Origin of the sequence: Roseibium album (assembly GCF_965233825.1) — a bacterium.
GTDB lineage: Bacteria > Pseudomonadota > Alphaproteobacteria > Rhizobiales > Stappiaceae > Roseibium > Roseibium album.
Map to the genome: position 1 here is coordinate 5,788,757 of NZ_OZ247583.1, position 20,976 is coordinate 5,809,732.

Here is a 20,976-nt window from a genome sequence, read left to right on the forward strand (position 1 = left end):
TCTTCAGGGGCAATAAAATCCCGGCCTGCCGTTTTGCGGCAAACCGGGATCACAGCGCTTCCATGTTGGGGTGAAGCGGCCAGTATTCCGATGAAGCTTTATGCAGCCTCCTCGGAACGGACCTCTTCCAGGAAGCGATTGACGGATTCGGAAAGGTTCGTGGCGACCTCGCCGAGTTGCTCGGCAGACATGCTGAGCGTTTCGGACTTCTGACGTGTCTGGTCAATCGACCCCGAGACACCGGTGACATTGGTTGCAGCCGCAGTGGCCCCGTCAGACGCATACGTGATGCTCTGGGTTATCTCGCTGGTGGCGGCATTCTGCTCGTCTACCGACACCGCGATGGTCTCGCTGACGGAACGCACCTCCTCGATTCTCTCGACGATTGACCGGATTGCCGCGACAGACTTCTGCGTGGAAGCCTGAACACCGGAAATTTGGCTTGCGATCTCGTCAGTCGCCTTGGCTGTCTGGGTGGAGAGTTCCTTCACCTCCGCTGCAACCACGGCAAAACCCTTGCCCGCTTCCCCGGCTCTGGCAGCCTCGATGGTGGCATTCAACGCCAGCAGATTGGTCTGTTCGGCAATTGCGCGGATGATCTCGACAACTTCACCGATCTTGTCCGCCGTCTCGGCCAGCAGCGAAATGTCCTTGTCGGCAGAAACAGCCGTTTCAGCTGCAACCGAGGAGATTTCAGTGGCGGATGCCGCCTGGCGCGAGATTTCGCCGATCGACGCGGACAATTCCGCTGCTGCCGACGCTACCGTCTGCACATTGGCACTTGCTTCTTCGGTCGCTGAATTTGCAGCACTCGCACTTTCGTCAGCGTGCAATGCAATCTGGACCAGTTCGGAGGCATTTTCGCGAACGCCTTCCGATTCCGAGGAAAGCTGCGCCTGAATGGCGGAGACAGATTCCTCGAAATGATGGATCGCACTTTCCATCTGCTCAGCCCGCCTGCGGCGCTGGACACGCCCGGCTTCGGCTTCTTCCTCCAGTTCCTTCTGGCGGATCTGATTATCCCGGAAAATTTCGGATGCCCGCGCGATATCGCCGATTTCATCCGGACGATCCGTATCGGAAACAGTCACGTCCAGGTTGCCATCCGCGAGACTTGAGATGGTATCGCGCTGGCGGCCGAGCGTCCGGGTAATCGACGTCACCTGGTAGAACACCAGTACAAGGACGAGGCCTGTCAGTACCACCGCAATAACCGTGAGCCAGAAGATCTGATTATCGAGAGCGGCGGTATCAGCGTCCGCTGCAGCCTCGGCCCGGTGGATCAATTCGTCTGAAAACGCCTTCATCAGGTTGAGGCGCTTGGTTGCCGTGGCGAACCAGACAGCACCTTCGACGCCCTTGGCATCCTTTGTTTCCGGCAGATCCTGAATTATGTATCGCCATTCCAGGGCCTTATCGACATCCGGCCCCTTCACCATGTCTTTCCACATGGCTTTTTGCTCTTTCAGGGCAACCGATTTGAATTCCTTCAAAAAGGCATGCTCGCCGCCATAGCTTGCAATGACCTTCTTGAAGAGGCCCATGTCTATCTCGCCCGTTGTATTGAATACATTCAGAAAAGCTGCACCGTTGGCACGTTCGAGACCGCCGGACTCCATGGCTTCGACGATCGTCAGGTAAGGCAGCAGCTCAGCAGTGATTTCTTTCGAGGGGCTGGATTCCGTCGTGATACCAACGACGTGAATGAGTTCCTCGATCTCGTGCGAATAACCTTTCAGGACATCGGCAACAGAGAACTGTCTTGCATCGATGGACTTGCGGAATTTTTCGGTTTTGTGAACCTCTTCGGCCACATGCTGGAGATCTTCCAGCAAGACTTGATCATTCAGGTCGAGAGCGGCGAGGTGATCGTCGAATATTTTCAAGGCAGCATCGGATTTCGGGCGCTGTTCATCAAGCTTCGCCATGATCGCCGGATCATAGTCGGACTTGATGTAGCTCACGCTCATGCCGCGTTCTTTTTGCAGCTCGTGAATCAGATTACCGGAATCCTCGGCGATCCGTGTAAGCGGCTTCATGAATTCGTGGTGCGATCGCTCGATGACCTTTTCAGCAACGCTGAGCGCCGCAAAGCCGATCACCGCCAGCATCGGCACTCCTGCAAGCACCGCGATCTGCAGTTTGATCTGTTTCATATTGGTGTCCCCTCCAGAACAGAGATCTTGACCCCAAATTGCCGCGAACGCCTTACCTGTTACTTAACGTCAGATACAAACTTGACAAAATACGACGGCCTTTTCACAGAATGTCAAATGAATCAATTTCAGGTGGTATAATTATTTTGAATTACCTAAGTATTTTTGCCCATCCGGCAAATCGCAGGGCGAGAGTCGACCACGGATAACTCAACGCATCGGGAAGTTTTTTGCGCGGCTGACTTTGATCGCAGCCACCTGTAATATTCCGGCACAACCAACAAATGACCATTTGTTCACCGAGTGATAACGCGTGTCGTCTTCAAGCACCCGGATGCGTTCATCCAGTCGTAAAGGGCAAGGAAATTCAGAACGCTCGCGAAACAGAAACACCAACCCAGTGACCTTGCCCGTCCTGTTCAGGCACCGACGAGATCGAACCAGCCGTCTTCGGAAACCACGTCTATGTCGAGGTCCTGGGCCTTCTTGAGCTTGGATCCAGCCCCGGGCCCGGCAACGACCAGATCGGTCTTCTTCGAGACAGACCCCGAAACCTTGGCTCCCAGACGCTCGGCCATTGCCTTGGCTTCATCGCGCGTCATGCGTTCCAGGGACCCGGTAAAGACCACCGTCTTGCCGGCGACAGGCGAACCTGTTGCCTGGATCTTCTCCGCATCCTGCGGTGAGACCTCACCCAACAGGGCATCAAGCTGATCGCGATTATGTTCTTCGGCAAAAAACTCGATCAGTGCGTCAGCTACGATATGACCAATGCCGTCAATGTCGTTGAGGTCGGCCCAGGCCTCGCCCGTTTCGTCGTGAGCCGCTTTCATGGCCGCGTAAAACGTTGTCCAGGATCCATAGGCGCGTGCCAGCAGCTTGGCATTGCCCTCGCCGACATGGCGAATACCGAGCGCGAAGATGAAACGGTGAAGTTCGATGCTGCGGCGCGCATCGATTGCCTCAAAGAGGTTTTTGGCCGACACCGCCCCAAAGCCTTCGCGGTTGCGCAGCTTGGTGAGCGACCGCTTGTCCCGTTCTTCAAGTGTGAAGATATCGGCCGGTGCCATCACAAGACCGTCCTTGTAGAAGGCATCAACCTGCTTTTCGCCGAAGCCCTCGATATCGAAGGCATTTCTGGAAACGAAGTGCTTGAGCTTTTCCGTTGCCTGCGCCGGGCAGATCAGACCACCCGTACAGCGCCTGACAGCGTCCTTGCGCCCGGTCTTTTCGTTTTCCTCGCGCACGGCATGGCTGCCACAGGCGGGGCAGACCGTCGGAAACACGAACGGTTCGGATCCTTCCGGACGCTTGTCCAGGTCAATATCGACGATCTGCGGGATGACGTCTCCCGCGCGCTGGATCTTGACCGTGTCACCGATCCTCAGGTCCTTGCCATCGCGGATCGGTTCACCATCCTGGCCGATACCCTTGATGTAATCTTCGTTGTGAAGCGTTGCATTTGAGACGACAACACCACCGACCGTGATCGGCTCCAGCTTGGCAACCGGCGTCAATGCGCCTGTGCGGCCAACCTGGATCTCGATGTCGTTCAGCACCGTGAAGGCCTGTTCCGCCGGGAATTTGTGCGCAATGGCCCAACGGGGCGAACGGGAGACAAAGCCGAGACGCTCCTGCAGGTCCAGACGATCGATCTTGTAGACAACGCCATCAATGTCATAGTCGAGACGCGCCCGGCTCTCCTCGATGCCATGATAGACACCGAGGAGCTCTTCGACAGCCTCGCAGCGCTTCATCAGCGGATTGACCTTGAAGCCCCAGGCTTCGAATGCCTGCACCATGGCGGTCTGCGTGTCGGCGGGCATCTCGCTCATCTCTCCCCAGGCATAGGCAAAGAACCTGAGCGGGCGCGAGGCTGTGATCTCCGATTTCAGTTGCCGGAGAGACCCGGCCGCCGCGTTTCGCGGATTGGCAAAGACCTTGCCGCCATTCGCCTCCATGCGGGCATTGAGGTCCTGAAAGTCCTTGTGCGCCATGTAGACTTCGCCGCGCACCTCGACAATATCCGGAACATCGCCTGCCAGTTTTTCAGTAATGTCCTTTATCGTCCTGGCATTGGCCGTCACATTCTCGCCCGTCGTTCCGTCGCCCCTTGTGGCTGCGTGGACAAGTTCGCCACCCTCGTAACGCAGAGACAGGGAAAGGCCATCGATCTTTGGCTCCGCCGTGACTGCAAGGGCGCCCATCAGCGGGTCGAATTTCAGGAACCGGCGGACACGCCCGACAAAATCCCGGACATCTTCGTCACTGAAGGCATTGTCCAGCGACAGCATCGGCACGCTATGGGTGATCTTGCCGAACCCGGACGCCGGGGTTGCACCCACATGGACTGACGGGCCATCCGCCAGAACCAGATCCGGAAACCGGGCCTCTATTGCGGAATTCCGGCGACGCAGAGCATCATAGTCGGCGTCGGAGATCGTGGGGGCATCTTCCTGATGGTAGCGGCGGTCGTTTTCGGCAATTTCTTCAGCCAGGCGCGCAAGTTCCATGGCCGCCTGATCCGCCGTCAGGTTCTCGACACGGATGTCTTTCGTATCCGGTTTGCCGGTCGTTTTCTCGCTCATGCACGCCCCTATTCCGCTGCGGTCAGAAGTCTGCGGGCCGCAGCCCGGGCTTCCTCGGTAATCACACTACCCGCCAGCATGCGAGCGATTTCCTCGCTGCGATAATCTTTGTCGATCCTTTGGACGCGGGTCGCAACGCGGTCTGCACCCGTCGCTTCCTTGGCGATAAGGAAGTGTCCTTCGGCGCGGGCTGCCACCTGCGGCGCATGTGTGACGGTCAGGACCTGAACCTTGCTCGCGAGTCTGGCCAGACGGACCCCGATTGCCTCGGCAACGGCACCCCCTACACCGGTATCGATCTCGTCGAACACGAGCGTTGGAGCCGAACCCTTGTCCGCGAGCGACACTTTCAGCGCAAGGAGAAATCGCGAGAGTTCGCCGCCAGATGCGACCTTCATCATGGGTCCGGGACGCGTTCCCGGATTTGTCTGGACATGAAATTCCACCTGATCGATGCCCGTGCGGCCGCGCAATTGCGGATCGCTCGACATCTCAACGATGAACCGGGCACGCTCAAGTTTCAGGTCGGGCAATTCGACCGCCACCGCCTTTTCCAGCGCACGTGCCGTCTTTGTGCGTTTGGTGGAGAGGGCGGCGGCCCTTCGGTCATAATCGGCGCGCGCTTTGGCAGCCGCGTCGACGAGTGCCGTCAGCTTGTCCTCTCCGGCATCCAGATCGGCCAGGTCCGCCGTCATGCGATCACACAGGGTATTGAGGTCGTCTACCGGTACGGAATATTTTCGGGAAGCAGCCCGGAGCGCAAACAACCGTTCTTCGACACTTTCCAACTCGCGCGGATCGTGTTCGGTCTCGCGCAATGCTGATTCGAGCCCGCTGCGCGTTTCCTCGAGCTGGTCGAGAGCCTCCGAGAGCGTGCGGACCGGCTGGGCGAGCAACTGCGGCACCTGATCCGCCTTGCGCTCGAGGCGCCGCAAAAGGCTGGCAAGTTCAGAAATCGGAGAGGCCGATCCGTTGAGTGTCTCGAAAGCCTCGCTGAGATCTCCGGCAATCTTCTCCACCTGCATCATGTCCGTTCGCCGGGCAGCCAGATGCTCCTCTTCACCGGCTTCCGGTTTAAGCCGGGAGAGCTCTTCGGAAGAAGATCGAAGATAGTCGGCTTCGTTGCGGGCGGCCTCGATACGCCGTTCATGTTCGACAACGGCTCTTTCCGCTGAACGGAAGGCAGAATGCGCGTCGGCAACGGCGGCAGCGTCACGCGTCAAACCACCGAAGACATCGATAAGGGCCCGGTGGCTTTCAGGGTCCACAAGTGCCCGGTCATCATGTTGCCCATGAATTTCGACCAGCAATCCGCCGGCCTGTCTCAGGAGACCTGCACTGACGGGCTGATCGTTGACAAACGCTCTCGTTCGTCCGTCGGCAGTCTGAATGCGCCGCAAAATGATGTCGCCATCATCATCGACTTCGTTTTCCCGAAGGAACAGACGCACAGGGTGATCTCCTGCAACGTCAAACACCGCCGTAACCTGACCCTGAGCCGCACCGTTGCGGACAAGGTCGGCATCGCCGCGTGCCCCCAGTGCCAGCGACAGGGAATCCAGGAGTATTGACTTGCCCGCACCGGTTTCGCCGGTCAGAACCGACATTCCTGCCGCAAAATCAAGGTCTAGACGATCAATGAGTACGATGTCTCGAATAGACAGCGTGACCAGCATGAAGGCGAGCTCCTCGGACTTTGTTGCAGCCCACCATAACAGTGGGCCGAGTCGTCTTTCCAGAACCCGTTAGATACTCCTGAATGCGCGGCTAATCCAGCTGCCAGAATCTTCTGAAGGCTGATAGCCGCCTTTATTCAGAAGCGAATAGGCATCCTTGTACCATTGCGTATCCGGATAGTTGTGACCGAGCACGGCCGCAGCGGTCTGGGATTCGTTGACCACACCGAGTGCGTAATAGGCTTCCGTCAAACGGAAAAGCGCTTCTTCGACATGGCGGGTGGTCTGAAACTCGACGACGACCGCCCTGAACCGGTTGATCGCGGCAACATAGTTGCGCCGCTTCAGGTAGTAACGGCCAACCTGCATTTCCTTGCCGGCGAGCTGGTCTTCAACGATCCGCAATTTTTCTTCCGCATCCGGTGTATATTCGGATTCCGGAAAACGCTGGATAAGTTCGGTAAAGGCCCCTGCCGCTCTGCGGGTAACCGCCTGATCCCGGGTGATATCAGGCATCTGGCGGAAGTAGCTCTGCCCGGCGAGATAAAGCATATAGGCTGAATCCTCATCGCCGGGATAAAGGGTCACAAACCGTCGCGCAGCCGTAACGGTCTCCGGATACTTGCCGCGCGAATAATTCAGAAACGCCAGGTTGACGAGCGACTTCTTGGAATATTCCGAGTAAGGATAAAGCTTGTCGATTTCCTCGAACTTCTCGGTCGAATCCCGAAGTTTGCCCTGCGCGCGCAACGCCAGACCTTCGTTAAAGAGAACTTCCGGCGGCGTATCGTTCAACGCAAGTTCGTCCAGATCTTCCTTTCCGCTACAGGCGACAAGAAGAATCGGCGCTGCAAGAACAGCCATTCTCAGCAAAGATTTCACCCAATCGGTCCCGCTCAAACCAGAACCAGTTGCAATTCCGTTCACACCCATACTCCCGAGCTGTTTCCAGCCCATGCGGCCGCGCAGGTTTTTCGGCCTTATGATTCATTGACAGGAGTGTTTATCGGAATTCCCCTGTCCCCGTCACGTCCTCAACGGCCATCTGACGGTTTTTTTGAGCATTTTTATGGCAACATGCCCAAATTGCAGTGAATTCTGAAGAAACAGACAGGCCGCCTCAATAAGACAGCCGTTTATCAGGAAATTCAGGAAACGTCGGGCCCGAAAGCAGCAGCTGCCGCAAGACCACCCTTGCCGACCTGACCGACCTGCCGGAATGCAGGTGCCTCAACGATCTCGAAGGCACTCGGGTCTTCGAACAACTTGACCAGAATGGAGTGGTTCATCTTGTGGCCACCCTTGTAGGACCGATACATCCCGAGAAAAGGCAAACCAGCCAGCGCAAGATCGCCAACGGCATCCAGAGCCTTGTGACGGGCGAACTCATCCGGCCAGCGAGTGCCTTCCGGATTCAGAACCTTGTCGTCGGAAATCGCCACGGAGTTTTCCAGGGATGACCCAAGGGCAAATCCCATTTTCCAGAGCTGCTCGACGTCCTTGACATTCCCGAACGTCCGGGCGCGCGAAAGGTCGTCACGGAAGACTTCGGGCGTCATCTCGGAAACATATTGCTGACGGCCGATGACCGGTGTTTCGAAATCGATGGTGATGTCGAATTTGGTCCCTTCATGCGGATGCAATTCACACCAGGCACCGCCATTGTCGACGCGTACGCTTTTCTTGATCTTGAGATAGCGGCGTCCACGGTCAAGCTTCTTCAGCCCAACCTGCTCGATAGTCTCAACAAACACGGAACTGCTGCCGTCCATGATCGGCATTTCCGGGCCGTCGATTTCAACGATGACATTGTCGATACCCATACCGAAGAGTGCGGCCATGAGGTGTTCGACGGTCGCAATCCCGTCTTTGGTCGGATCGCCGAGAACCGTGCAGAGCGCTGTCGCAGAAACCTTGTCCCAGAGAGCGGGAACTTCTGCGGCGCTGTCCTGGTCGGTGCGCATGAAAACGATACCGACACCGGCATCGGCAGGAACAAGTGTAATCGACGCAGGTTTGCCCGAATGAACGCCGATTCCCGTCAGGGTTACCTGCTCGGCAAGCGTCGTTTGTCGGTCAACATGTGTGGTCATTAAACCCAGCCCTTCCGATTTGCGACCGCAAAGCCCAAAATTTGCCCCAATGCTCATACGGACTTTTAACGATCACGAGTTGGTCGCGAAGATAGTCGCGTTCCCCTGTAGAGCGAAATAAAGCTTTATTACGGTTTGTAACGATTCACAGGCAGACAAAACATTGAATTAAAAGAGGAATTTCTTCCGTTACGGAAGCAGCCCGAAACATACGCTCCGGGCTGCTGCGATCAGGGAAGAAGATCGCGAAACGAATCAGTTGGCCTGGCGGCGAAGGAACGCCGGAATTTCCAATTGATCGTCATCTGCGACACTGACCGGCTTGGGCGCAGCACGGCCTGTCTCGTCCAGTTGGCCTGCCGCGCCAGCTGAAGATGCCCTTGCCTGCGGGGCCCGCGGGACGGGAACCGGAGCAGGCTGCATCTGCGGAACCTTGCGGGCAACAGGTGCGCTTGTCTCGACTTCCTGGTCTTCCTCGTCCTCCCGGCGACCCAATCCGCTTGCGAGACGTCGCAGCAGACCCATTGGCCGGCGGTCTTCGTCACCGTATTCCTCAACATCGTCATGCACCGGCGCAGAAGTTGCCGGTTCCGCTGGCTGCTGAGCAGCAGGCTGTTGCTGTGACGGAGTTGCAGGGGTCTGTTGCGCGCGCATTTCACGCTGTGCGATTGGCGGGAAATCCTCAACGCGCGGCATGCGTGGTGCCGGGCTGTGCTCCTCGGCAACAGGTGGAATGTACGGCTGACTGACAGGTTTCTCGTCCAGGGCAGGAGCCGGTGTATCCTCTTCCAGATCAATCATCTGGGACTTTGCCGCCATGGAAGCGCTCGCCGGCTTGACCCGCTTGATTTCGACGTCAGGGTCGCTGGCGACCGCAACGGCTGCCGGTTCCGGGATCGCAAGCTCTTTTTCAAGCTTTGCAACCGCTTGCGCGGCAGCGTTCGCGGCACCGGTCTTTGCAGCCGCAGTCGCAACCTTGGCGGTTGCGATATCCGGTGTGCTTGCCAAAGCCGGAGCATGAGAATTCAAGGTCTGTGCTGCCGCTGACTGAAACGGAACGGCGTCGAGACCTTCCTCCTTGTCAATCCCCGTTGCCACGACGGAAACCCTGATGATGCCATCAAGTGTCTCGTCAAAGGTCGCACCAAGTATGATGTTGGCATCTGAATCCACTTCTTCGCGGATCCGCGTGGCTGCTTCATCCACCTCGAACAGTGTCAGGTCGTTGCCGCCCGTGATGGAGATCAGCAGACCCTTCGCACCCTTCATGGAGGATTCGTCCAGAAGAGGGTTCGCGATTGCCGCCTCGGCAGCCTGCTGTGCCCGCTTCTCGCCGCTGGCCTCACCCGTGCCCATCATCGCCTTGCCCATGCTGCGCATGACAGAACGAACATCGGCAAAGTCCAGGTTGATGAGACCTTCCTTGACCATCAGGTCGGTGATGCAGGCAACACCGGAGTAAAGCACCTGGTCGGCCATGGCGAACGCATCGGCAAATGTCGTCTGTGCGTTGGCGATCCGGAACAGGTTCTGGTTCGGAATGACAATCAGCGTGTCAACATTCCGCTGCAGTTCGTCGATGCCGGAATCGGCAATGCGCATGCGTCGCGCACCTTCGAACTGAAACGGCTTGGTGACAACACCAACCGTCAGGATGCCCTGCTCACGCGCTGCACGGGCAATGACCGGGGCTGCACCAGTGCCGGTACCACCGCCCATACCGGCGGTAATGAACACCATGTGCGATCCGGACAGGTGATCGTTGATCTCGTCGATCACTTCCTCAGCCGCGGCAGAGCCGACTTCCGGCTGGGAGCCTGCACCAAGCCCCTCCGTAACGGCTACGCCCATCTGGACGAGCCGGTCGGAATGGTTCATGGCCAGTGCCTGGGCATCCGTATTGGCGCAAACAAAGTCGCACCCCTGGAGGCCTGCTGTGATCATGTTATTGACGGCATTTCCGCCCGCACCGCCGACGCCGAAGACCGTAATGCGCGGTTTCAGCTCCTGAATGTCGGGCATCTTCAGGTTAATGGTCATATTATCCTCGCGACCCACTGGCTCCCCCGATACGGGAGACTCCTCTTCTTCCCTAATTTCAACTGCCACACCTGGCAGCTCGATTTCCTGGCTGTCGTCTTCTTGGCTCATGTCGTCAGAAGCTTTCCCTGATCCACTGACCCACACGGGCCAGATAACCAGTTTGCCCGCCCCACCCCGATCGACGATTCTTGTGTTCGAACTGTTCGATCTGAGCGACTTGCGGATAAATCAAGAGGCCGACGGCCGCGGCAAAAGCCGGACCTTTGGCAGCCTCGGGAAGACCGGCAACGCCTAAAGGCCGGCCAAGACGGACGTTGCGCCCCAAAATGTGACGCGCAACCTCTCCAAGACCCGTGAGCTGACTGGCGCCCCCTGTCAGCACGATCTGCTTGCCGACCCGGCCTGCAAAGCCGGACGCGGTAAGGCGATCTCTTACGAGTTCAAGGATTTCTTCCACACGCGGACGGATGACCCTGGTCAGCGCCGAGCGGGGGATTTGATTTGGCAGATCACCATCGCTTTCCAGCGGAGGGACCGTCAGCAGGTCCCTGTCGTCCGAACTGGATGCCAGCGGTGAGCCATAAAGTGTTTTCAGGCGCTCTGCGTCCTGCAGGCGCGTTGCAAAAGCACGGGCAATGTCTGTTGTCACATGATTGCCGCCGACTGCAATCGCATCGAGGTGAACCATGTGACCGTCAACAAAGACCGACAGTGTCGTGGTGCCGCCACCCATGTCGATGCAGGCAACACCCAGTTCGGCTTCGTCGTCGACCACGGTGGACAGACCACTTGCAAATGGTGTGGCCACCATCGTTTCCACGTGCAGGTGTCCCCGGTTGATGCACAGTTCGAGGTTTCGAACCGGCGGGTTTTCAGCGGTCACAACCTGCATGTCGACACCGAGCTTGTGCCCCATCATGCCGCGCGGATCGCGAATGCCCCGGCTGCCGTCCAGTGAATAGGATATCGGCAGCGCGTGCGTGACAGCCCGCCCGTCCGTAACCGAGTGGCTCGATCCGGCCGAGAGCACCCTTTGAATATCCGCTTCCGATACACTGTCGCCGGCAAGCGGCACATTGGCGCTGTAGATTTCACTCTGCAGCCGTCCGCAGCTGATATTGGCGATCAGCGATTCAACCGTGACACCGGCCATGCGTTCCGCACTGTCGACTGCCATCCGGATCGCCTGCTCGGCTGCGTCCATGTCGACGACGACGCCGGACTTGATGCCGCGCGAGCGCTGGTAGCCATAGCCGAGGACTTCAACCTTGTGCGACCGGCTCGACAGGATCGAGTTTTCTTCCTGCGGCACCAGTTTTGCGATCAGGCAGCAGATCTTGGTCGACCCCACATCGAGGACCGACATGATGACGGAGCGTCTGCTCGGCAAAGGCCGCATCTTGGGCAGATAAAGGTTCTTGTCGGAGCGGCTCATGTGTCCTGCTCCTTCTTGCCCGACCGGTTGCGGCCTCCGGTCATGATCTTGCGCTGCTCTGCAGCCTCGTCGGACAGGCGCACGGTAACCCTGTCCGCCAGTCGCATGTCGATGGCAACGATATCTCTCGACAACAAACCGCTGTCCTCGTCCATCTCCACGAGATCCGTGAGGGCTGCATTAATGTTTTGTTCCGGAAGGCGCACAGAAATTCCATTTTCAAGCTGTAGATCCCAGCGCCGGTTGCTGACCAGAAACGCGGCCCGCACCCGTGGACGCAGTTCAGGTACTTTTTCCAGAGCCGCATTGATCTCTGCCGCGCGGCGTTGTGCACCATGATTGACAACGAGCAGCAGGTTGGCGTAGCGCCCGTCGACATCGTCGGTGATCACGTCGCCGGCTTCGTTTACAATTGAAACCAGGTCTCCGCGCTGCCAAAGCGCATAAGGTATCCGCTCTTCGATCTTGATCTGCAGCGTGCTCGGATAAAGTTTCATCACCGAGGCGCTCTTGACCCAGGCCATCTCGTTCAACCGCTTACGCGCACCGGGCGCATCAAACAGGGCAAGCGACGTGCCTTCGTGAATCTCAAGTGCCTCAAGGATCTGGAATTCGTTGATTTCACGCTGACCGGAAAGTTTAACAGCCTCGATGCCGAAGCCTGCTGCCGACAGCAGCGCATCGGAGACAATCCGGCCGTGGCCGCCTATGACTATTCCATAACCAATCGTTAAGGTTAAGAAACCAAGGGCTGCCGCGGACCCCGTCCAGCGCGGAAGATGGGCAAGGCGTCCGGCCGAGCGCCAGACCGGCTGCCGGTGCAAACGCGAAACACCACGCCCGCGCGGGGCCAGCTCGGCCTCCAGCGGTGTCAATGCTTCCCTTTTCCATTTGCGACCTAGCGACAGCAACTTGCGTCCTCAACCATCCAACTGACCAGATCCTTGAAACTCATCCCCTTATGAGCCGCCATTTCCGGCACAAGAGAGGTTGGCGTCATGCCTGGCTGCGTGTTCACTTCAAGGCAAATCAGTTCACCGGTTCCGTCTTCGCGCTCGTCGAATCGGAAATCGGCCCGGGAAACGCCACGGCATCCCAAAGCCTGATGCGCCTTAACTGCTAGTGTCTCTATGGTTTGGTAAACAATCGGTGAAATTTTTGCAGGAAGAATGTGTTTTGAACCGCCTTCTACATATTTTGCGTCATAATCGTAGAAGCTGTGACCCATAGGCACTATGTCGATCACCCCAAGAGACCTGTCGTCCATCACGGCGCAGGTCAGCTCACGGCCATCGATGAACTTCTCGCACATCAGGACATCCGGGTAGGGCCAATCCGACCTGTGAAGTTCCTGGGGCGGAAACTCTTGATCTTGCTTGACAATCAGGACACCGAAGCTCGACCCCTCATTGATCGGTTTGAGCACGTAAGGCGGTCTCATGGGATGTTCGCGCTGGATGTCGTGGCGATTCACGACGATGTCTTCCGTCACCGGGACCCCGGCAGCCTGCAGAACCGGTTTGGCCTTCACCTTGTTCATGGCAAGGCTGGATGCCATCACACCTGAGTGAGTATAGGGAATGTTAAGAAACTCTAAAATTCCCTGGATACAGCCGTCTTCACCGAACGGACCGTGCAACGCGTTAAACGCCACGTCCGGTTTCAGCTTCTCAAGGACCGAGGAGACATTCCGGTTCACGTCAATGCGCGTCACCTTGTAACCGGCTTCTTCGAGCGCATCGGCGCAATCCTTGCCGCTGCTAAGACTGACCGGGCGTTCATTGACCCAACCGCCCATGAGAACCGCAACGTGTTTCTTGGTCATTTACGCGACTTCCCCTTCCCGTCCCAGAAACGGTTCGACTGTTCCAGCGGCTCCGAATCGTCCAATCCGCTTGATTTCCCATTCCAGACGGATACCACTGTGTTTCAAGACCCGTGCACGCACGGTTTCGCCCAACATTTCAAGGTCGTATCCGGTTGCCTCGCCGGTGTTGATCATGAAGTTGCAGTGCATTTCGGACATCTGCGCGCCACCGACCTGCAGTCCGCGGCAGCCAGCTGCATCAATTTCCTTCCAGGCCGATGTTCCCGGAGGATTCTTGAAAGTTGACCCCCCGGTCTTTTCCCGTATCGGTTGAGACTTCTCCCGGTGTGCGACAACGTCGGCCATTTCCTGCCTGATTGCCGTTTCGTCGTGCGGATTTCCCTCAAAAGTCGCCGATGTGAAAATCAGATCCCCGGACGCCGAGGAGTGCCTGTAGGCATATCCCATGTCCGCGTTGGACAGCACATGCCTGTTTCCCTCTCGGTCCAGGGCTGTCAATTCCACCATGCGCTCGCGGGTTTCGGTGCCATGCGCGCCTGCATTCATGCGAAGGGCGCCGCCGAGACCACCCGGAATTCCTGTGTAAAACGCAAAGCCGCCGAGACCCGCCCTGGCTGCAGCCTCCGCAAGCCGCTTGTCCGGAACGGCCGCCCCCGCCCTGAGGCGATTCCGGCCCAGATCCTCGATCTCCCCGAAGCCCTTGGCGCTCAGTCGTATGACGACACCTTCCAGGCCGCCGTCGCGGATCAGGAGATTCGATCCCAGCCCGACCGGCAGCACCGGCACATCACCAGGCAGTTTCCTGAGAAACGCGGCAAGATCTTTTTCGTCTGCCGGCTGGAACAACAATTGCGCTGGCCCGCCTGTTCGAAACCACGTAACGGCCGACAACGGCTGGTTCGCCGTAAGTCTGCCGCGCAGCCCTTCGCCAAGAGCCGGATATGCTTCCAGAAGGTCGGGAAAGTTCATCAATCTCGGCCCTATTTCCCGTCAAGCTGTTTCGGCAGTGCATAGGCCCATTGCGTGATGTTGCCGGCCCCCAGACAAATGACGAAATCTCCTGGCTCGGCCAGTTCCTTTATCAAGGCAGGCAGTTCTTCCGGCCCGTCAATCGACTGCACCTGCCGGTGTCCCCTGGTCTTCATGCCAGAGACCAGATCCCTGTGGCTCGCACCTTCGATCGGTTGCTCACCGGCTTCGTAGACGGGCGCGATGATGACCGAATCCGCGTCGTTGAAACAGTTGGAAAAGTCATCGAAAAGGCTGTGAAGACGCGTGTACCTGTGAGGCTGCATCACCGCAATGACCTTGCCCGTGGTTGACTCGCGAGCGGCGTGAAGAACCGCCTTGATCTCCACCGGATGGTGAGCGTAGTCATCGAAGATCTGCACGCCGTTGGCAGTTCCCGTGTGCGTAAAACGGCGTTTGACGCCACCGAAATCCGAAATACCTTTTTTCAGGTCTTCCGATCCGACCCCCAGTTGCGATGCCACTGCAATTGCCGCCGTCGCATTGGAAACGTTGTGAAGACCTGGCATCGGAAGGACAAGATCTTTCAGTTCAACCACCTCGTCCGTTCGGCGGTCCCGGATGGCAACCGAGAATTTGGACTTGCCACCATCCATCGATACGTCGGTGAAACGAACATCTGCTTGCGGATTGGTGCCATATGTCACCACTCGTCGATCCTCGATCGTTCCGATCATGGTCTGAACCTCCGGATGATCCAGACACATCACCGCGAATCCGTAAAAGGGAACATTTTCAACGAATTGCCGGAAAGCAGCCTTTACACCGTCAAAGTCCCCATAGTGGTCGAGATGCTCCGGATCTATATTGGTGACAATTGCAATATCGGCCGGAAGCTTGACGAAAGTTCCGTCGCTTTCATCGGCCTCGACGACCATCCAGTCTCCGCCCCCCATTCGCGCGTTGGTGCCATATGCGTTGATGATGCCACCGTTGATAACGGTCGGGTCAAGACTTCCCGCATCAAGCAGCGCCGCCACCATGGATGTCGTCGTCGTTTTGCCGTGCGTGCCGCCGACCGCAATCGCCTGCTTGAAGCGCATCAGTTCAGCCAGCATTTCGGCACGGCGTACGACAGGGATCAGTTTTTCGCGCGCGGAGACCAGTTCGGGGTTGTCCTTCCTGATCGCGGAGGAAACCACCAACACTTCCGCATCGCCGAGGTTTTCAGGCGCGTGCCCTACCGCGACAGAAATTCCGTGCGACCTCAGGCGCTGGACATTGGCGTTTTCGGCCATGTCGGATCCCTGGACCTGGTACCCGAGTGTTTTCAGCACTTCTGCGATGCCACTCATACCTATTCCGCCGATTCCGACGAAATGAACCGGTCCGATGTCGTGCGGCATTTTCATGGCCGTTCTCCTTGGTTGTCTGCGACCTGTTCAACAAGGTCCGCGAGGCGCTTGACGGCATCCGGCCTGGCAACGCTGTTTGCATTTTCTGCGGCCCTTGCCAGCAAGTCCGGCGCATTCATCAATCGGGTGATTTCGTCGGCCAGCCTTGCCGGGTCAAGGTCTGCCTGACGTATCGGCCACGCACCACCTGCCGCTTCCAGAACCTTCGCATTTGCAGCCTGATCCTGGTCGATCGCTCCAGGAAGGGGTACGAGAAGTGATGGACGTCCCAGGACGCTGAGTTCGCTTACTGACGAAGCTCCGGAACGGCAGATAACGAGATGAGACTGAGCAATCCGGCTCGGCATATCTTTGAAAAAAGACGCGCATTCCGCCTTGATTCCCGACGTGTCATAGGCCGACTTGACGCGTTCCAGGTCTTCGGCGCGGCATTGCTGTACAACAGTCAGACGGCTTCGAACCTCATTCGGCATCAGTTCCATTGCCGGCGGCAGGAGATCGGAAAAAAACCGTGCGCCCTGTGATCCGCCGAAGACCAGAAGGTTAAATTCTCCACCTTCAACTGGCGCTGCATAGGGCTGACCGGCAGCTTCCAGAACGGCATCGCGGACCGGGTTACCGGTTTCCACCTGCTTGGCGGCAAGGTCCGAAGGCAGGTTTTCCAGCGGTATGCTGGTCGCTATTGCCGTAACTCCCTTGGCCAGCATCTTGTTTGCCCGGCCCATGACGCCATTGGCCTCATGCAGGATTGACGGTGTTCCCGTCAGGCGTGCGGCGTACATCGGCGGGAAAGTCGGATAACCACCGAAGCCGGCAACAACGCTGGGTTTCAAGGATTTTATCACAGCCCTTGCCTGGAGCGTGCCCAGGAACAGGTTCAGACCGGTCCTGGCCAGCGAAATCGGATTGCGCCCCCGGATGGTTTCGGATGCGATGATATGAACCTTGCGGGCGGGAAAGGCGGTACCGTACCTGTCCGCCCGTTCGTCAGTCGCAAGCTCGACAATCCAGCCGCGCCTATCAAGCTCGGACGCAAGCGCTTGTGCGGGAAACAAATGGCCGCCCGTTCCGCCGGCTGTCAATAATACTGTTTTGCTCATGCTATCCGGCAACGCTGCCTTACATCAAAGAAGAGGGTGAAAGCCGGCTCACCGTTACCGTTTCCGCCCTGGAAGGCTGGGGTTTTCTGCGTGTCAGGGCAAGGATGGCGCCGGCGGTTATTGCGGAAGACAACAACGATGACCCACCATAGGAAATGAACGGCAAAGTCATGCCTTTCGAAGGCATGAGATGCAGATTTACGGCAAGATTGATTGTCGCCTGCAAGCCGAACAGAACCACAAGTCCTGCCGTCGCCAGACGGCTGAATGCGTCCTGGTCCCGGCCTGCATGGTTGAGCCCGCGAAGCACAATGAAGGCAAAGATTGAAACAAGCACCAGGCAGATGACAACTCCGAATTCCTCGCCGACAACCGCAAAGATGAAATCGGTATGGCTGTCCGGCAAGATTCGTTTGACGGTGCCTTCTCCCGGTCCGCGACCGAACCAGCCACCTGCAAGAAAGGAATCCATTGCGGTATCGACCTGGAAAGTGTCGCCCGAACTGGGATCAAGAAACCTGTCCACTCGATTGGTCACGTGCGGCAGGAAAGCGTAGGCCGCCAAAAGACCTAAAATGCCGATCAGCCCGAGCGCAACGATGATCAGCCACGAAATGCCGTTCAGGAAGAAAAGCCCTGCCCAGACGAGACCAAGCAGCATTGTCTGTCCGAAATCAGGCTGGGCAATCAGCAAAGCTGCGCAGACGGCGAAAAGCACGAATGCAAACAGGACGCCTGGAACTTCACGGCGGCGGCCGCTTTCTGAAAGCAAAAACGCGATCAGTACCACGAAGGCGGGTTTCAGGAATTCCGACGGCTGCAACGAAAATCCGGCAATGTAAATCCAGCGCCTGGCACCCTTGGCTTCAAATCCGAGAAACAGCGTCGCGACCAGCAGGACGAGCGAAACCACAAAGAGGATCAACGCCGCGCGCCGGACCAGGCGCGGTGGCATCAGCGAGCCTGCCAACATGACTGCAACGGCGGGAATAAGAAACAGTGCCTGGCGTTTCACGAAGAACAACGTTTCAAGACCAAGCCGTTCGGCAACCGGAGGACTGGCGGCAAAGGAAAGCACCACGCCACCGACCATCAGAAGACCGAAAGCGGCGAGCAGATAGTGATCCACGGTCCAGAGCCATTCGGCAAACCGGCTGCGATCCGCCCGAGATACCATTACGCCACCTCCTGAGTGTTACCAGCATCAGGCAAGGCACGCACCGCATCTACAAAAGCAGCGCCCCGCAGTTCAAAATTCGGATATTGATCGAAGCTCGCACAGGCCGGTGAAAGCAGGATCGCAATTTCATCCGCGCCATCTTCTGCAGCCTCCCCGGCGGCATCGATCACCGCCTCGGGCAGCGTGCCGCTGATCTTGAACGGGACGCGGCCCTCCAGCGTCTTTGAGAACGCTTCCGCTGCTTCTCCAATCAAAAAGGTCTTCGCGATCTTCGGGAAATACTCGTCGAGCACCGCAATCCCACCCGCTTTGGCGCGGCCGCCGGCGATCCAGTAAATCCTGTCGAAACTGGAAAGCGCGCGGCCGGCGGCCTCCGCATTTGTCGCTTTCGAATCGTTGACGAACAGGATCCGTCCACGTTTTGCAACGATTTCCATGCGGTGATGAAGGCCGGGGAATGTCTTCATGGCCGCAGCAATCCTGTCAGCCGGCAGTTCCAGTGCCCTGAGCGTCGCAAAGGCAGCGGCTGCATTTTGACCATTGTGATCACCGCGCAGACTGTCGATGCCACCCAGCAAAGCGACTTCCGACTGACTGCCGTTGTGCGCTTCGTAAAGCCTGCCAAAACGGGCATAGATCCCGCTGGTCAACTCCCGTTCTCCGGCGATCCTGCAAACGGGCTTGTGCGCCAGTTCAAGTCGATCGGCGATCGCAGACGACAGTCCGTCATCGACACCGACGACAGCCACCCTGGAACCCGCAACAAGCCGTTCCTTGATTGCTGCGTAATTTTCCATCGTGCCGTGCCGGTCAAGGTGATCGGGTGACAGGTTCATGTGGATCCCGACGCTCGGGTCGAGCGTTGGTGCCAGGTCGATCTGGTAGGAGGAGCACTCGACGACGTAGTGGCGCCCCGGCTGCAGCGGTTCCAGATCGAGCACGGGTGTGCCGATGTTGCCACCGACCTGAACATCCAGCCCGAGCTCCTTCAACAGATGCGCCACAAGTGCGGTCGTCGTCGACTTGCCGTTGGTGCCGGTAATTGCGATCAGCGGCGCAGTTGCACATTGCTTGCGCCGCTCGCGGCAGAACAGTTCGACATCGCCGACAATCTCAACAGCGGCATCGCGGGCAAGATCCACGCTCCAGTGGGGAATCGGATTCGTCAGCGGGACACCGGGAGCAAGCACGAGCGCCTCAACGCCATCCCAGTCCAAATTGCGAAGATCCAACGTTGTCAGCCCCTCGGAGGCTGCCTGCTGCACGCGCGCATCATTGTCGTCGTAACACACCACATCCGCACCACCCGCTTTCAAGGCACGGGCAGTCGCCAGTCCGGAGCCCCCGAGCCCGAACAACGCGACCTTCCTGCCTTCAAATGTGGTGATGGGTATCATTCGGACTACCTCAGCTTGAGTGTGGCAAGCCCGACCAGGGCGAGAACAACCGCGATTATCCAGAACCGGATCACGACCTGGCTTTCCGTCCACCCCATGATTTCAAAATGGTGATGGATCGGCGCCATCCGGAAGACCCGTTTGCCGGTCAGCTTGAACGAAATCACCTGCACGATGACCGACACCGCCTCCAGAACAAAAAGGCCACCGATGATCGCGAGAACGATTTCATGTTTCGTGGCGACCGCGATAGCACCGATCATGCCACCAAGTGCCAGGGACCCGGTATCACCCATGAAGATGGCGGCCGGCGGTGCATTGAACCACAGAAACCCGAGACCTGCCCCGATCACAGCACCGCAAATGACGGCAAGCTCTCCGGTTCCCGAGACATGATGGATCTGAAGGTAACTCGCAAAAACAGCATTGCCGGACAGGTAGGCAATCAGACCGAAGGATGCACAGGCGATCATCACCGGGACGATCGCGAGGCCATCAAGCCCGTCGGTCAGGTTTACAGCATTGCCTGCACCCACCATTACAAAAGCAGCAAACGGAATGAAAACCAGTCCGAGGTTCAACGTGAAATCCTTCAGAAACGGAAACGTGATCGCTTCTGAAAACTCGGACGTATCCAGGACAGTCACAACGAAAGCGGCCACAGCAGCGATCAGGAATTCAAGGCCCAGACGCGCCTTGCCGCCGAAACCCTTGTGCGACGATTTCGAAACCTTCAGATAATCGTCGTAAAAACCGATGCCGCCAAAACCGAGGGTCACACCTATGACGACCCACACATAGGGATTGGACAGGTCCGACCACAAAAGCGCTGCAACCAACGCTCCGGAAAGGATCATCAGCCCCCCCATGGTCGGGGTGCCTTTCTTGTTCAGAAGGTGGCTTTCCGGTCCGTCGGCTCTGATCGGCTGACCGTGCCCCTGTCGGATCCTCAGGCTTGAAATGATCTTCGGACCGAACAGAAAAACAAAAAAGAGCGCCGTCATGATGGCGCCACCGGTCCGGAACGTGATGTATCTGAACACGTTCAGCGCGGAAATCTGATCAGCGAACTGCCCCAAAAAATAAAACATCAGCT

The 20,976-nt window shown here is 57.8% G+C and carries 15 protein-coding genes; all 15 read right to left on the minus strand.

The features are described 5' to 3' along the window. Positions 1-98: 98 nt before the first annotated feature. On the minus strand, positions 99-2,156 hold the full coding sequence (locus ACO6TI_RS26630; protein WP_422383714.1) for a methyl-accepting chemotaxis protein: 2,058 nt from the start codon (positions 2,154-2,156) through the stop codon (positions 99-101). A gap of 419 nt (positions 2,157-2,575) precedes the next feature. Then, on the minus strand, positions 2,576-4,744 hold the full coding sequence (gene ligA / locus ACO6TI_RS26635) for an NAD-dependent DNA ligase LigA (RefSeq protein ID WP_422383715.1): 2,169 nt from the start codon (positions 4,742-4,744) through the stop codon (positions 2,576-2,578). A gap of 8 nt (positions 4,745-4,752) precedes the next feature. Continuing rightward, a complete protein-coding gene (gene recN / locus ACO6TI_RS26640; RefSeq protein ID WP_055117318.1) occupies positions 4,753-6,420 on the minus strand; it encodes a DNA repair protein RecN in 1,668 nt (555 codons plus the stop codon). Between the two features lie 69 nt (positions 6,421-6,489). Continuing rightward, entirely contained in the window at positions 6,490-7,284 is a 795-nt protein-coding gene (locus tag ACO6TI_RS26645) for an outer membrane protein assembly factor BamD (protein ID WP_235808876.1), read from the minus strand. Between the two features lie 284 nt (positions 7,285-7,568). Beyond that, positions 7,569-8,513: a UDP-3-O-acyl-N-acetylglucosamine deacetylase gene (gene lpxC, locus ACO6TI_RS26650; RefSeq protein WP_055117323.1), complete on the minus strand. Its 945-nt coding sequence runs from the start codon at positions 8,511-8,513 to the stop codon at positions 7,569-7,571. A 255-nt stretch (positions 8,514-8,768) separates the two neighbouring features. Continuing rightward, positions 8,769-10,553, minus strand: a complete 1,785-nt coding sequence (gene ftsZ / locus ACO6TI_RS26655; RefSeq protein WP_055118014.1) for a cell division protein FtsZ — start codon at positions 10,551-10,553, stop codon at positions 8,769-8,771. Between the two features lie 115 nt (positions 10,554-10,668). Further along, positions 10,669-11,991: a cell division protein FtsA gene (gene ftsA, locus ACO6TI_RS26660; protein WP_055117325.1), complete on the minus strand. Its 1,323-nt coding sequence runs from the start codon at positions 11,989-11,991 to the stop codon at positions 10,669-10,671. Continuing rightward, positions 11,988-12,866, minus strand: a complete 879-nt coding sequence (locus tag ACO6TI_RS26665) for a cell division protein FtsQ/DivIB (protein ID WP_208992943.1) — start codon at positions 12,864-12,866, stop codon at positions 11,988-11,990. The genes ftsA and ACO6TI_RS26665 overlap by 4 nt, the downstream gene beginning before the upstream one ends. 23 nt (positions 12,867-12,889) lie before the next feature. After that, on the minus strand, positions 12,890-13,816 hold the full coding sequence (locus tag ACO6TI_RS26670) for a D-alanine--D-alanine ligase (protein ID WP_055117327.1): 927 nt from the start codon (positions 13,814-13,816) through the stop codon (positions 12,890-12,892). After that, a complete protein-coding gene (gene murB, locus ACO6TI_RS26675; protein WP_422383716.1) occupies positions 13,817-14,788 on the minus strand; it encodes a UDP-N-acetylmuramate dehydrogenase in 972 nt (323 codons plus the stop codon). A gap of 11 nt (positions 14,789-14,799) precedes the next feature. Then, entirely contained in the window at positions 14,800-16,200 is a 1,401-nt protein-coding gene (murC, locus tag ACO6TI_RS26680; RefSeq protein WP_422383717.1) for a UDP-N-acetylmuramate--L-alanine ligase, read from the minus strand. Continuing rightward, entirely contained in the window at positions 16,197-17,303 is a 1,107-nt protein-coding gene (gene murG, locus ACO6TI_RS26685; protein ID WP_282045079.1) for an undecaprenyldiphospho-muramoylpentapeptide beta-N-acetylglucosaminyltransferase, read from the minus strand. Before murG ends, murC begins: the two co-directional genes overlap by 4 nt. 19 nt (positions 17,304-17,322) lie before the next feature. Continuing rightward, entirely contained in the window at positions 17,323-18,480 is a 1,158-nt protein-coding gene (locus ACO6TI_RS26690; protein ID WP_055117336.1) for an FtsW/RodA/SpoVE family cell cycle protein, read from the minus strand. Further along, complete coding sequence (gene murD, locus ACO6TI_RS26695) at positions 18,480-19,880, minus strand: UDP-N-acetylmuramoyl-L-alanine--D-glutamate ligase (RefSeq protein ID WP_422383718.1); 1,401 nt, start codon at positions 19,878-19,880, stop codon at positions 18,480-18,482. The genes ACO6TI_RS26690 and murD overlap by 1 nt, the downstream gene beginning before the upstream one ends. 5 nt (positions 19,881-19,885) lie before the next feature. Then, entirely contained in the window at positions 19,886-20,971 is a 1,086-nt protein-coding gene (mraY, locus tag ACO6TI_RS26700; protein ID WP_055117341.1) for a phospho-N-acetylmuramoyl-pentapeptide-transferase, read from the minus strand. Positions 20,972-20,976 lie beyond the last annotated feature (5 nt).

What these genes read in the sequence shown, in the direction of transcription:
- murG (WP_282045079.1), bottom strand. Translation starts at nt 17,303, where the DNA reads ATGAGCAAAACAGTATTATTGACAGCCGGCGGAACGGGCGGCCATTTG.
- ftsZ (WP_055118014.1), bottom strand. Translation starts at nt 10,553, where the DNA reads ATGACCATTAACCTGAAGATGCCCGACATTCAGGAGCTGAAACCGCGC.
- ACO6TI_RS26645 (WP_235808876.1), bottom strand. Translation starts at nt 7,284, where the DNA reads ATGGCTGTTCTTGCAGCGCCGATTCTTCTTGTCGCCTGTAGCGGAAAG.
- ACO6TI_RS26630 (WP_422383714.1), bottom strand. Translation starts at nt 2,156, where the DNA reads ATGAAACAGATCAAACTGCAGATCGCGGTGCTTGCAGGAGTGCCGATG.
- ligA (WP_422383715.1), bottom strand. Translation starts at nt 4,744, where the DNA reads ATGAGCGAGAAAACGACCGGCAAACCGGATACGAAAGACATCCGTGTC.
- ACO6TI_RS26670 (WP_055117327.1), bottom strand. Translation starts at nt 13,816, where the DNA reads ATGACCAAGAAACACGTTGCGGTTCTCATGGGCGGTTGGGTCAATGAA.
- murC (WP_422383717.1), bottom strand. Translation starts at nt 16,200, where the DNA reads ATGAAAATGCCGCACGACATCGGACCGGTTCATTTCGTCGGAATCGGC.
- murB (WP_422383716.1), bottom strand. Translation starts at nt 14,788, where the DNA reads ATGAACTTTCCCGACCTTCTGGAAGCATATCCGGCTCTTGGCGAAGGG.
- ftsA (WP_055117325.1), bottom strand. Translation starts at nt 11,991, where the DNA reads ATGAGCCGCTCCGACAAGAACCTTTATCTGCCCAAGATGCGGCCTTTG.
- mraY (WP_055117341.1), bottom strand. Translation starts at nt 20,971, where the DNA reads ATGTTTTATTTTTTGGGGCAGTTCGCTGATCAGATTTCCGCGCTGAAC.
- recN (WP_055117318.1), bottom strand. Translation starts at nt 6,420, where the DNA reads ATGCTGGTCACGCTGTCTATTCGAGACATCGTACTCATTGATCGTCTA.
- lpxC (WP_055117323.1), bottom strand. Translation starts at nt 8,513, where the DNA reads ATGACCACACATGTTGACCGACAAACGACGCTTGCCGAGCAGGTAACC.
- murD (WP_422383718.1), bottom strand. Translation starts at nt 19,880, where the DNA reads ATGATACCCATCACCACATTTGAAGGCAGGAAGGTCGCGTTGTTCGGG.
- ACO6TI_RS26690 (WP_055117336.1), bottom strand. Translation starts at nt 18,480, where the DNA reads ATGGTATCTCGGGCGGATCGCAGCCGGTTTGCCGAATGGCTCTGGACC.